Annotated in this window: 10 protein-coding genes; all 10 read left to right on the top strand. The window is 71.5% G+C overall.

What is annotated here, in order from left to right; genetic code table 11:
• Window positions 1–12: 12 nt before the first annotated feature.
• The 10 genes from ACFQWG_RS11125 to mtnN are packed head-to-tail and all read left to right on the top strand — an operon-like array spanning window position 13 to window position 11,842.
• Entirely contained in the window at window positions 13–1,431 is a 1,419-nt protein-coding gene (locus ACFQWG_RS11125; protein ID WP_380975313.1) for an extracellular solute-binding protein, read from the top strand.
• 7 nt (window positions 1,432–1,438) lie between these two features.
• Window positions 1,439–2,356 carry a carbohydrate ABC transporter permease gene (locus ACFQWG_RS11120; RefSeq protein WP_380975311.1) on the top strand — a complete coding sequence of 306 codons (918 nt, stop codon included), beginning with the start codon at window positions 1,439–1,441 and terminating at the stop codon, window positions 2,354–2,356.
• Window positions 2,353–3,219: a carbohydrate ABC transporter permease gene (locus tag ACFQWG_RS11115; RefSeq protein ID WP_380975309.1), complete on the top strand. Its 867-nt coding sequence runs from the start codon at window positions 2,353–2,355 to the stop codon at window positions 3,217–3,219. Before ACFQWG_RS11120 ends, ACFQWG_RS11115 begins: the two co-directional genes overlap by 4 nt.
• Window positions 3,216–4,304 carry an ABC transporter ATP-binding protein gene (locus ACFQWG_RS11110; protein WP_380975307.1) on the top strand — a complete coding sequence of 363 codons (1,089 nt, stop codon included), beginning with the start codon at window positions 3,216–3,218 and terminating at the stop codon, window positions 4,302–4,304. The genes ACFQWG_RS11115 and ACFQWG_RS11110 overlap by 4 nt, the downstream gene beginning before the upstream one ends.
• Window positions 4,301–7,051 carry a glycoside hydrolase family 38 N-terminal domain-containing protein gene (locus ACFQWG_RS11105; protein ID WP_380975305.1) on the top strand — a complete coding sequence of 917 codons (2,751 nt, stop codon included), beginning with the start codon at window positions 4,301–4,303 and terminating at the stop codon, window positions 7,049–7,051. The genes ACFQWG_RS11110 and ACFQWG_RS11105 overlap by 4 nt, the downstream gene beginning before the upstream one ends.
• Entirely contained in the window at window positions 7,048–8,310 is a 1,263-nt protein-coding gene (locus ACFQWG_RS11100) for a CehA/McbA family metallohydrolase (RefSeq protein ID WP_380975303.1), read from the top strand. The genes ACFQWG_RS11105 and ACFQWG_RS11100 overlap by 4 nt, the downstream gene beginning before the upstream one ends.
• 10 nt (window positions 8,311–8,320) lie before the next feature.
• A complete protein-coding gene (locus ACFQWG_RS11095; RefSeq protein ID WP_380975301.1) occupies window positions 8,321–9,724 on the top strand; it encodes an MFS transporter in 1,404 nt (467 codons plus the stop codon).
• Complete coding sequence (locus ACFQWG_RS11090) at window positions 9,721–10,593, top strand: ChbG/HpnK family deacetylase (RefSeq protein ID WP_380975299.1); 873 nt, start codon at window positions 9,721–9,723, stop codon at window positions 10,591–10,593. The genes ACFQWG_RS11095 and ACFQWG_RS11090 overlap by 4 nt, the downstream gene beginning before the upstream one ends.
• A 26-nt stretch (window positions 10,594–10,619) precedes the next feature.
• Window positions 10,620–11,096, top strand: coding sequence for an S-ribosylhomocysteine lyase (locus ACFQWG_RS11085; protein WP_380975297.1), 477 nt, complete (start codon window positions 10,620–10,622; stop codon window positions 11,094–11,096).
• Window positions 11,093–11,842: a 5'-methylthioadenosine/S-adenosylhomocysteine nucleosidase gene (gene mtnN / locus ACFQWG_RS11080; RefSeq protein WP_380975295.1), complete on the top strand. Its 750-nt coding sequence runs from the start codon at window positions 11,093–11,095 to the stop codon at window positions 11,840–11,842. Before ACFQWG_RS11085 ends, mtnN begins: the two co-directional genes overlap by 4 nt.
• The last annotated feature ends 10 nt before the right edge of the window (window positions 11,843–11,852 follow it).

Raw genomic sequence — 11,852 nt, 5'->3', positions numbered from 1 at the left:
AGGAAGACGACGATGTCAGACGGCAAGCGCGGGCTGCCCGCAGCGGGCGCTGCGGCGGTGGCGGTGGGAATGCTGGTGGGAGCCTGCTCCTCCGGCGGTGCCGACCAGTCGGGAGAGGCCTCCGGATCGGGCGCGGCGACGCTGACGATCACGGCGAACGCGATCGCGGGCGGGAAGAACGCGGCGGAGGCCGAATGGATCGCCGATTGGGTGATCCCCCAATTCGAGGAACGGCAGAAGGCCCAGGGCAGGGACGTCACAGTGACCTTCGAACCCCAGGGCGTGGACGACGAGGACTACAAGACCAAGGTCGCCCTCGACCTGAAATCGGGGAAGGGCGCGGACATCCTCGGCATCGACGGCATCTGGGTGGGGGAGTTCGCCCAGGCGGGCTACATCGCCCCGCTCGAGGACGTCGTCGGGCAGTCCTCGGCGGAGTGGGACGGGTGGGAGCAGATCCCCGACGCGGTCCAGCAGGCGGCCTCCTTCGAGGGAAAGCGATACGGCATCCCCCAGGGAACCGACGGCCGGGTCCTCTACTACAACAAGACCCTGTTCCAGGAGGCCGGGCTCCCCGCCGACTGGGAACCGACGTCCTGGGATGACGTCATCAGCGCGGCGACGGCGCTGAAGGCCGTGGACGGGGTGACCCCCCTCCAGATCGACGCGGGCACGGCGATGGGCGAGGCGACCTCGATGCAGGGCGTGCTGCCCCTCCTGGCCGGCACCGGGGAAGAGCTCTGGACGGACGGCAAGTGGACCGGTGACACCCCGGGGCTGCGAGCGGTCCTGGACCTGTACAAGACGATCTACGTCGACGACGGCCTGGGCGACGCGATCCTCCAACAGGAGGCGTCCGGCAGGGACACGTCCTTCCAGGAGTTCGCCGACGGGCACATCGGGATCCTGCTGGAGGGCGACTACTTCTGGCGGTCGGTCATCAATCCCCAGGAGGGCGTGGGGACCGCTCCGATGGAGGATCGCGACACCGCCGTCGGATATGCGAGGATCCCGGCGATGAGCCCGGGGTCCGGGATCGACGGCCAGGACTATGTCTCGATGTCCGGCGGGACGGCACGTGTCCTCAACCCCGGCACCGCGGATCCGGCCCTGGCCTGGGACCTGCTCACCTTCATGAACTCGCCGGAGGCTTTCGAGGCGCGGGCCGCGGGCACGCTGTCGATCTCGCCGCGCACCGATGTCAACGAGAAGCTCCTCAGCTCGGACCCGATGCTGAGCTTCGTCAGCGACGAGGTCCTGCCGATCACCGCCTATCGCCCGGGGCTGGCCGAGTACACCGAGGTGTCCGCCGCGCTCCAGCAGGCCACCCTGGACGTCGTGACCGGCTCGTCCGTCGACGACGCCGTGTCGGCGTACGTGGACGCCCTCACGGGCGTGGTCGGAGCGGACAGCATCGACTCGGGGAAGTGACGGTCCCGTGACGACCACGGGGGCGCCGGGACGGGAGAGGCCGTCCCGGCGCCGGGCGACGGACGTCGCCGGGCTCGGAGCGCTCAGGGCTGGCGCCTTCATCACGCCGGCGCTGGTGGTCATCGCCCTCTTCCTCTTCTTCCCGGCGGTGTGGACCGTCTACCTCGGCATGACCGACTACCGCCTGACCGGGCTCGAGGCCGCGAACACCTCCTTCGTCGGGCTGGACAACTACGCCCGGGCGCTGGGGGACGCCTCGTTCTGGAACTCCCTGAGGCTGACCGTCGTCTTCGTGGCCGTCTCCGGCGTCCTCGGGCAGTCCCTGCTGGGCTTCACGCTGGCATGGTCGACCCGCCGCCTCGCAGGATGGGCGCGGACCCTCCTCGAGACGGTCGTGCTGGCCGCATGGGTCGTGCCCGGCAGCGTCCACGCGTTCCTGTGGATCGCGCTCCTGGACCGCAGGGGCGGGACGCTGAACATGCTCCTCGGCACGCCGGGGAAGGCCTGGCTGATCGAGCACCCGATGGCGGTCATCATCGTCTTCAACATCTGGGTCGGAACGGCGTTCTCGATGCAGCTGTTCTCCTCGGCGCTGTCGGCGGTTCCCCCGTCCCAGTTGGAGAGCGCCCGCATGGCGGGGGCCTCGGGCTGGCAGCAGCTGCGCGACGTGGTCCTGCCGACCATCCGCGGGCACATCCTGACGAACACCCTGATGATCACCCTGTGGACGTTCAACACGTTCACGCCCTACCTCCTGACCGCGGGAGGCCCCAACGGCAGGACGGAGATCCTGTCGGTCTACATCTACAAGACCGCGATCCCGGGCGGGCAGCTCGGCTTCGGAGCCGCGCTGTCGATGATCATGCTCCTCATCAACCTGGCGATCGCCCTCGTGTACATGCGCGTGGGAAGGAGCCGGCGATGACGGCCGCATCGCGGAGAGATCCGCACTCCCGGCGGCTCTCCGTCCACTTCCGCCGGATCGCGGGGCGGATCCTCTTCGTCGCCCTCATGGTGGCGATCGGCGTCTTCTTCGCGCTGCCCCTGGTCTGGCTGTTCGTCGCCCCCTTCGACGCGAACCCGACCATGGCGGTGAGATGGCCGGACTGGACGCTGGGGAGCTTCCAGCGCCTGGCGGACAACCCGTACGCCCTGCGATCGATCCTGAACTCCCTGATCATCGCCGGGGGGACGATGGCGGTGACGGTGGCCTTCGGGACCCTGGCGTCATATGCGCTGTCCCGCGTGCGGATCCCGGGCCGCGACGCCCTGCTCTACGGCCTCCTCCTGCTGTCCTCCATCGTGACGGGCACGGCGGCGATGGTCCCGACCTTCCAGCTGATGAACGCCATCGGGCTCATCGACACGCAGACGGGGGTCATGCTGGTCCTGGCCGGCGGCCTGCTCCCGACCGTGGTCTTCATCCTCAAGGACTTCATGGACTCGGTGCCGAAGTCCTATGAGGAGTCTGCACGACTGTACGGGGCGAAACCCCATCAGGTGCTCAGGGACGTGGTCATCCCCATCGCGCGTCCCGGGATCGCCTTCGTGGCGATCTGGACCGTCGTGCAGGTCTGGGGGAACTTCCTGGTTCCGTATCTGCTGCTCCGAGAGCCGACGAGCCAGCCGGCGGCCGTGCTCATGTACACCTTCTACACCGAGTCCGGGCAGGCCGACCTCAGGCTCATCTCCGCCTTCTGCCTCGTCTTCGCGCTGCCCGTCATCCTCATCTACTTCTTCGTCAACCGACGATTCGGATTCCGCTTCTACGGAGGGATCAAGTCATGACATCCGCGATCACCATGCGATCCCTGGTCAAGCAGTACCCGAACGGCGTGCGCGGAGTCGACGGAATCGACCTGGACATCGGGCAGGGCGAGTTCTTCGCGCTCCTGGGACCCTCCGGCTGCGGGAAGACCACGCTCCTGAGGTCGATCGCCGGGCTGGAGAGCATCACCGAGGGGAGCCTGGAGATCGACGGGGAGGACATGACGGAGCGCGAGCCCGGGGAACGCGGCGTCGCCATGGTCTTCCAGGACTACGCCCTGTTCCCCCACATGGAAGTCGCCGACAACATCGCCTATCCCCTCAGGATCCGCAAGGTCGACCGCGCCACCCGCCGGGAGGCCGCCTCCCGCACCGCCGCGGGCCTTTCGCTCGACGGCCTGCTCGACCGCCGGCCGGGCCAGCTCTCGGGAGGCCAGCAGCAGCGCGTGGCGCTGGCCCGCGCGATCGCCACCCGCCCGGACGTGCTCCTCCTCGACGAGCCGTTGTCGAACCTGGACGCTCGGCTGCGCCTGGAGGCCAGGTCCTTCCTCAAAGAGCTGCAGCGGGACCTCGGGGTGACGTCGGTCTTCGTCACGCACGACCAGGCGGAGGCGCTGGCGCTGGCCGACCGCATTGCCGTGATGAGGGAGGGGCGGATCCAGCAGGTCGGGACGCCCCGACAGGTCTTCCACGAGCCGGCGAACACCTTCGTCGCCTCCTTCATCGGGTCGCATCCGATGAACCTCAACGAGGGCGTCGTCCGCGGCGGAAGGCTCGTCGCCCTCGGCGCGGAGCTCCCCCTGCCCGCCCCCGGCGCCGACGGGTGCCCCGACGGCCGCGAGGTCACGTGGGGCGTGCGCCCCGAGTACGTCGAGTGGTCGGACGCGGAGGTCCCCGGCGCGATCCACGCGGACGTCTCCACCCTCGAGAACCTGGGCGCGCAGGTCCTGATGAGCGCGCGCATCGGGGAGGCGAGGTTCCAGGCGGTCGTCGACGAGGACCCGCTCCCCTCGGTCGGACAGCACTGCTGGTTCACGTTCCCGGTGGCGAAGACCCTGGTGTTCGACCGGTCGACCGGCCTGCGGATCGGGGGAGGCGAACGATGACGGCGCGCCGGGGGGAACCCGCGATGTGGCTGGTGCCCCACACGCACTGGGACAGGGAGTGGTACGAGCCGCACGACGTCTTCCGCGCGCGGCTCGTCATGATGGTGGACGGGCTCCTGGACCTCCTGGAGGCCGAGCCCGAGTGCCGTTTCACCCTGGACGGCCAGGCGGCGGCCGTCCTCGACTATCTCGAGATCCGCCCCGGGGCCGCGGGCCGCGTGCGCGGCGCGGTCGAGCGCGGACAGCTCGACATCGGCCCGTTCCTCATCCTGCTCGACGAGTTCTGCTGCGACGGCGAGTCGATCGTGCGGAACCTCGAACTGGGCGTCGCGGCGTGCGAGGCGATGGGCGGGGCCATGCGCGTGGGATACCTGCCCGACATGTTCGGGCACGCCGCCCAGATGCCGCAGATCCTCCGCGGCTTCGGGCTCGCCGACGCCGCCCTGTGGCGCGGCGTCCCGGCCGGGGTCGAGCGCGACGCCTTCATGTGGCAGGCTCTGGACGGCGAGGCCGTGCGCGTCGAGTACCTGTGGGACGGCTACGGCTCCGCCCTCAAGCTCTTCGAGCCCCCGGAGAAGGCGGACCGCCTGATCGGGGCCTACCTCGAACGCCATGCCCGCCGGTTCGCCGGCGCCCCGCCCGCGGGGATGTACGGGACGGACCACATGGCGCCCCGGACGGACCTCATGGGGATGGTGAGGGCGCACAACCGCTCGCATCCCGGCACCGCCGTCGGCGTCGCGACGCTCGGCCAGGTCGTCGCCTCCCGGGATCACTCCGACCCGGCCCTGGCGGCGCTCCCGGTCGTGCGCGGGGAGATGCGATCCCATGCGCTGGGCAACATCCTGCCGGGGGTCCTCTCCGTGAGGACCGGGCTCAAGCAGGCGATGGCCCAGGCCGAGAGGGCGCTGACCACGGCCGAGCGCTTCGACGCCTGGATCGGCGGGCCTGATCGCGCCGCCTTCTTCGCCCGCGGGTGGGGTCTGGTCGTCGAGTCCAGCGCGCACGATTCGGTGACGGGGTGCGGGGCGGACTCGACGGCGGAGGAGGTCGAGGCGCGCCTGCACGTCGCGGCCCATGTCGCCCGCGGCGCCATCGACACCGGCTTCGCCGATCTGGGACGGCACGCCCCCTCGGGAGACGTCGCCGTCTACAACCCCTCCGGATGGGACATGCCGGTCCAGGCCGAGCTGGTCGTCGAGGGGGAGCCGTCACAGCTCCCCGGCTCCGTCCAGCTCCTCGAGGTGCTGGGGACGACGCTCGGGGACGAGGACGTCGCCGCGCGCGACCTGCCCAGGATCCTGCGGAGGATCCACGGCCGGGAGCTCTTCGGCCGGCAGATCCGCGAGTGGGGATTCCCGGCGCCCGGAGAGCTGCGCCTCGTGGTCGCCGACATCGCGCCGGGGGTTTTCGACCTCGACGCGTTCGCCACCGAACTGGAGAGGCGGCGGCGCGAGTGCGATCCCGGACAGAGGTGGCGCGTGCGCATCGTGACGCCTCCGTCCATGCGCGTCCTCGTCGGCGCGAGGGCGCCGGGTACCGGCGTCGTCGCCGTGGGGATCGGGAGGCGCGGGCCCCACGGGCGCCCGGTCAGGGCCGGAGGGGCCTGGCTGGACAACGGCCTCGTCCGCGTCGAGGTCGAGGAGCCGGGGACCGTCTCCGTGACCGATCTGCCGACCGGCCGGACGGTGCGCGGCGCCCTCGCCCTCGTCGACGAGGGCGACCGCGGGGACTCGTACAACTTCGGACCCCTGGACGCGGGGGCGGTGGGCGAGCCCGCGCGCGTGTCGGTGAGCCTCCTGGAGGGAGGCCCCCTGCGCGGAAGGCTCGGAATCGACCGGACCTATCGCCTGCCCGCCGGACTGGACGCTGAGGACAGGTCACGGCGCTCCTCCGCCGTCGTCGACCAAGTCGTCCGCACCACGGTCGAGCTCCGGGAGGAGGAGCCGTTCGCGCGGGTGTGCGTCGACCTCGTCAACGCCGCCGCCGACCACCGGCTGCGCGTGCTCGTCCCCACCGGGGAGCGCGGCGTGGGCGGGTCCGCCTCGGCGGGCCAGTACGGGGTGACCATGCGGGGGCGCGGCGGCGAGGGCGGGTGGGGGGAGTACCCCCTTCCGACCTACCCCGCCACGCGGTTCGTGTCGGCTGGGGGCGTCGCGATCCACACCGACCGCCTCATGGAGTACGAGGTCGTCGACGGGGACCCGGCGGACGCGATCGCGCTCACCGTGGTGCGCGCCGTCGGGCTGATGAGCGTGAACCTGCACCCGCTGCGCGACGAGCCCGCCGGATCCGAGATCCCGGTCCCGGGCGCCCAGTACCTCGGCCGCCGCGTGCGCACGGAGTTCGCCATCGATCTGTCCTGCCCCGACTGGTCGGGATCCGATGTGGTCCGCCATTCGGACCAGTTCCGCCTGGCTCCCGTCGTCGCCGAAGGGACCGGGCCCGCGGCGGACCGGGGGCGCGCAGACGGGTTGGCGCCGAGGGGACGGCCGGCGGCGCGCACCACGGGGCGCGTCTGCCTGGAGTCCCTGCGGCGCCGCGGCGGCGGCCTCGAGGCGCGCTTCGTGAATTACCACCACCGCGACGAGGTCCTGGGGGCGATGATGAGGGGGCTCTGGGACCGCGCCGGCCTCGACGGCCGGATCGTCGAGGAACTCGTCGACCCGGCGACGATGGTCGTCCCGGCCTCGACGATCCTCACGCTCCGAACCCACGCGGGGACGACGACAGGAGCAGAGGCATGACCACGACACGCATGAGGCGCCACGTGACGCTCACGGACCAAGCGCGGGAACGGTACCCGGGACTTCCCTTCGACGTCGACGGAGCAGCCGAGTCCGTGGAGGTCTCCCTGCGGGTGACCACGACGGGCGCGCGTGCCGTCGTCGACCTCGGATGCGAGGGCCCGCACGGGCTTCGCGGGTGGTCGGGGGGCGCGCGCACCGGCTTCGTCATCACCCGCGCGGACGCCACCCCCGGATATCTGCCCGGGCTGGAGACCGGGCGCTGGAGGGTCCTCCTAGGACTGCACGTCCTCCCCGAGGACGGAGCCGACATCGAGGTGGTCGTCCGCTCTCCGGCGACGCGGCTCCCCGACCACGGCCGGGCCGAGGATCCGGTGTCGCGCGGGATCCGCGGCTCCGACCGCGGGCTGCCCGCCCCCGCCGGCCTCACCTGGTACGCCGGGGACCCGCACAACCATTCGCTGCACTCCGACGGGGAGCTCTCCTTGTGGGAGCTGGCCAACGAGGGGGTCCGCTCCGGTCTGGACTACCTCGGATGCACCGATCACAACACGGTCAGCCACCACGCCCACCTGGCCGCCGTCGGGGCGAGGCAGGGCATCACCCTGGTGCCGGGCCAGGAGATCACCACCCACCGCGGCCACGCCAACGCCTGGGGGGACATCGGCGTCATCGACTTCCGCAGGCCCGCGCAGACGTGGGTGGACGAGGTCGACGCCCGCGGCGGCGTCATGTCCGTCAACCATCCCGTGTCCGGCGACTGCTCCTGGACTCAGCCTCTGGAGCGCGCGCCACGGGGGGCGGAGCTCTTCCACGGGTCGTGGTACCGGAACCTGACGGACACCTCGATCTGGGCGTGGTTCCTCAACTGGACGCGCGACGTCGCGGTTCTGGGCGGGGGAGACTTCCACAACCGGTCGACTCCGCTGCGCCCCGGCATGCCGACCACATGGGTGGCCGCGGAGGCCTGCGAGCCCGACGCCCTCATCGAGGGGATCCGCGCGGGTCGCACGACCATCACCGGCAGTGCCCGGATGGTGGGCGAGGGGGAGGCCCGCCCCGTCCTCATGGACGCGCCCACCCTGATCCGCCAGGGGGAGGACCTCCTGGCCCTCGATGCCGCGGGGACCGTCCTGGTCGACCTGGGGGGTCGCCGCCTGGTCATCGGGCAACGGCGCCAGCTCGTGCGCGCGCCGCGCGAGTCGGGCCCATTCTGCCTGGTGAGGGCCGACCGTTCGGTCGTGGCCCTATGCGCCTGAGGAGGACGCCATGAGCGACACCGCGTCGACGGGAGCCGCGCGCGGGCCCCGGACCTCCCCCCTGCGCTATGCGGTGGGGATGTTCGGGACGTCGATCCCGATCAACGTCATCAAGGGGTCGATGGTCTACTTCTACGTGTCGATCCTGGGGATGGACGCCGCGGCCTACGCGGCCGTCTACTCCGTGTACGGCATCATCGACGCGATCGACAACCCCTTGTTCGGGTATCTCTCCGACCGCACGCGCTCCCGTTGGGGGCGCCGCCGGCCGTATCTCATCGTCGGAGCCCTGCTGCTCATGGTCGCGATGATCGCCCTGTTCTGGGTGCCCTCCGCGGTGACGGCGCGCACCGCCACCCTGCTGGTGGGGTGGTTCGCGGTCTTCGCGATCCTCTCCGAGGCGTCCGACTCGCTGATCAACGCCAACTACGGGGCCCTGCTGCCGGAGCTGTTCCCCGCGGAGAGACGCCGGGCGCTCGCGAATTCCCTGCGGCAGGGCTTCCAGCTGGTGGCGATGGTGCTGTCGCTGGGGCTCACGCCGGTCCTCGCGCGCAGTGTCCTGGGGTGCGAGGCCGCGGACCCGGCGTGCCTCGACCCGGCCGTCGGCTACCGCAGCCTGGCCCTCATCTACGGGGTCCTCGGCGCGGCGGTCATCATCTTCATGGCCGTGGGGATCCACGAGGACCCCGATGCGGCCGCGGGCGACCGTCCCCGGTTCTGGAGGTCGATCCGGGAGATCCTCGCCACCCGGTACTTCTGGACCATCGGCGTCGTCTCGGCCCTGTACCTCGCGGCGATGGCGATGATCATGGGAGGGCTGCAGTTCTATGTCGACCATTCCCTGGGAGGCGGCGCCCTGGAGGCGACGATCCTCCAGATCACGGTCATCGTCGCCTCGGTCGGGTTCCTCGCGCTGTGGACCCTGGTCGTGCGCCGGAAGGGCGCCATGTGGACGTGGCGCGTGGCCGTGCCCGTCGCGGCGGTGTCCTTCCTGCCGCTGTCCCTCGCGCGCACGCTGGCCGAGGCGGTGCTCGCGGGCCTGTGCGTGGGGATCGGGTACTCGGGCCTCCTGGCGACGAACGACCTGATGCAGGCGCGCGTGCTCGACGAGGACGCGCGCCTGCACGGCGTCCGGCGTGAGGGGATCTTCCTGTCGGCCTTCGGCGTCTTGGGAAGGCTCAACGCGATCCCCACGTCGATCGCCCTGGCCTCGCTGGGATGGTTCTTCGGATATCATTCCGGGGACGACCCGGGCACACAGGCGGGCACCGCCTGGCGCGTCTACATGTCCCTCTATCCCTTCGTCCTGCTGGCTCTGGCGACGCTGGTCTCGCGTTTCGCCGCGCTGCCAATCGCCGTGCGGGACGAGGACGGGGCCGGCGACTTGCCGACGGGAGAGGTGACCGAGGAATGACGCGACGCCGCGTGGTGCTCACGGCCGACGACTTCGGATACGACCGGGCTTCGGGGGAGCTGGTCCTCGAGCTGCTGCGCGAGCGCGCCGTCACGGCGACGACCGTCATCGCGGCCTCCGACTGCCTGCCCGATCTGGCGCCCGGCCTGGAGGCGGCGACCGGGGCGGGCGTCGGCCTCCACGTCGTGACGAACTCGGACGCCGGCCGCGAGCCGTGGCGCGCCCTGTCTCCCGAGGGCCGTGCCGCGTGGCACCGGGGCGCGCGTGCGGAGGCGGCGGCCTCGTCCGCCGCCTTCCCGGAGGACCCCCTCGACGCCGAGGCGCGGTGCACCCCGGTGGCCGCGGTCGCGGAGATGGAGGCGCAGCTCGCGCGGCTGGAGGAGCTCGGACTACACCCCGCGCGGATGGACTCCCACTGCGGGACCATGTACGGTCTGCACGGCAACGGCTTCCTGCCCGAGGCGATCGGCCTCTGCGCGCGGCGGGGGATGGGCCTGCGTCTGCCCCGCCTCCTGGAGCCCTACCTGGGAGAGGTCGTCCCGGATCCCGTGCGGAGCCTGCACGCCCGGGCCGTGGCGGCCGCCACCGCCGCGGGGGTGCCGCTGCCCGCCGCGATGGCGACCAGCACGACGCCGCGCGCGGAGCTCGGCTCCTACGGGCAATTGCGCGACGAGTACCTCGGGCTGCTCACTCGGCTGCCGGAGGGGACCAGCGAGGTCTTCCTGCATCCGGGCGCCGACACGACATGGGCCCGCACCCGTTTCGGGGCGGACTGGGACAAGCGGGTGTGGGAGGCGCGTCTGCTGCGCGACCCCGCGTGGCGCCGGGCCCTGGAGCGCGAGCGGATCGACCTGGTCGACCGGTGGTGAGGGTCCGGGGGACCTAGACTCGCCTCATGGCACAGCGGATGAATGTCGAGTCCTTCAACCTGGACCACCGCACCGTCCAGGCCCCTTATGTGCGCATCGCCGACCGCAAGCAACTGCCGGGCGGGGACGTGCTGATCAAGTACGACGTGCGTTTCGCCCAGCCGAACAAGGCGCACCTCGAGATGCCGACGGTCCACTCGATCGAGCACCTCACGGCGGAGCTCATGCGCAACCACACCGACCGGCTCATCGACTTCTCCCCGATGGGGTGTCAGACGGGGTTCTACGCGATCATGCTGGGCGTCGAGCCTGACGCGTTCCTCCCCCTGCTGGAGACGACCTTCCGCGACATCCTGGAGGCCACCTCGGTCCCCGCCGCCAACGAGGTCCAGTGCGGCTGGGGAGCCCATCACTCCCTCGAGGGCGCCCAGGGGGCGGTCCGGGACTTCCTCGCCCATCGCGGCGAGTGGGAGACCGTGACAGCGCCCGAGGCCGGGGCGTGAGCGGGATTTGGACTGAGGCGCCCTCGGACGGCGCGCGTCCGGGCGTGCGCGCCGTCATCCAGTGCGCGATGGACGTCGAGGCGGCTCCGTTCCTGGAGACTCTGGCTCCGGGCGCGGCGACGCGGGAGGTCGGGGCGCTGGGCCGCCGCCGGCAGTCCTTCACGGCCGGTGAGCTGGACGGGTCCACCGTCCTCGTCGTGACAGCGGGGATCGGGTTGGCCAATGCGGCGGCGGCCGCCGCCCGCGCCCTCATGATGGTGGATCCCGGCATTGTCATCGCCGCGGGCACGACGGGAGGGCTGGGCAGGGAGGTGGAGGTCGGCGACGTCATCGCCGGGACCGCGACGACCTTCAGCTCGGCCGACGCCACGGCCTTCGGCTACGCGCGGGGGCAGATCCCCCAGATGCCGGTCGACCACCGATCGGACGAGCTCACTGTGCGGCGCGCAGTGGACCTGGGACATCGCGTCGGCCAGACGGTGCGGGTCGGCCAGGTGCTGTCCAGCGACTCGTTCGTCACTGCCGCGAATGTCGGCACGACGCGTGAGGAGTTTCCCGATGCTCTGGCCACCGACATGGAGACCGCGGCGATGGCGCAGGTGAGCTGGAGCGTGGGCGTCGACTGGGTCTCGTTGCGCGCTGTGTCGGACCTGTGCGGTCCGCGCGCCGACCAGGACTTCCACATGGACTCCGCGCGCGCCGCCCGGCTCAGCTACCAGGCGGTCCGGGCCTTCCTCTCACTCTGAGCGGAGGCGT

This window comes from Schaalia naturae, assembly GCF_042665795.1.
Lineage (GTDB): Bacteria > Actinomycetota > Actinomycetes > Actinomycetales > Actinomycetaceae > Pauljensenia > Pauljensenia naturae.
The sequence above is the reverse complement of the archived record's forward strand: the minus strand, read 5'-3'. Positions and strand labels throughout refer to the sequence as shown.

Excerpts from the sequence above, each read along its gene's own strand:
- ACFQWG_RS11125 (WP_380975313.1), top strand. The coding sequence starts at position 13 with ATGTCAGACGGCAAGCGCGGGCTGCCCGCAGCGGGCGCTGCGGCGGTG.
- ACFQWG_RS11115 (WP_380975309.1), top strand. The coding sequence starts at position 2,353 with ATGACGGCCGCATCGCGGAGAGATCCGCACTCCCGGCGGCTCTCCGTC.
- ACFQWG_RS11110 (WP_380975307.1), top strand. The coding sequence starts at position 3,216 with ATGACATCCGCGATCACCATGCGATCCCTGGTCAAGCAGTACCCGAAC.
- ACFQWG_RS11105 (WP_380975305.1), top strand. The coding sequence starts at position 4,301 with ATGACGGCGCGCCGGGGGGAACCCGCGATGTGGCTGGTGCCCCACACG.
- ACFQWG_RS11100 (WP_380975303.1), top strand. The coding sequence starts at position 7,048 with ATGACCACGACACGCATGAGGCGCCACGTGACGCTCACGGACCAAGCG.
- ACFQWG_RS11095 (WP_380975301.1), top strand. The coding sequence starts at position 8,321 with ATGAGCGACACCGCGTCGACGGGAGCCGCGCGCGGGCCCCGGACCTCC.
- ACFQWG_RS11090 (WP_380975299.1), top strand. The coding sequence starts at position 9,721 with ATGACGCGACGCCGCGTGGTGCTCACGGCCGACGACTTCGGATACGAC.
- ACFQWG_RS11085 (WP_380975297.1), top strand. The coding sequence starts at position 10,620 with ATGGCACAGCGGATGAATGTCGAGTCCTTCAACCTGGACCACCGCACC.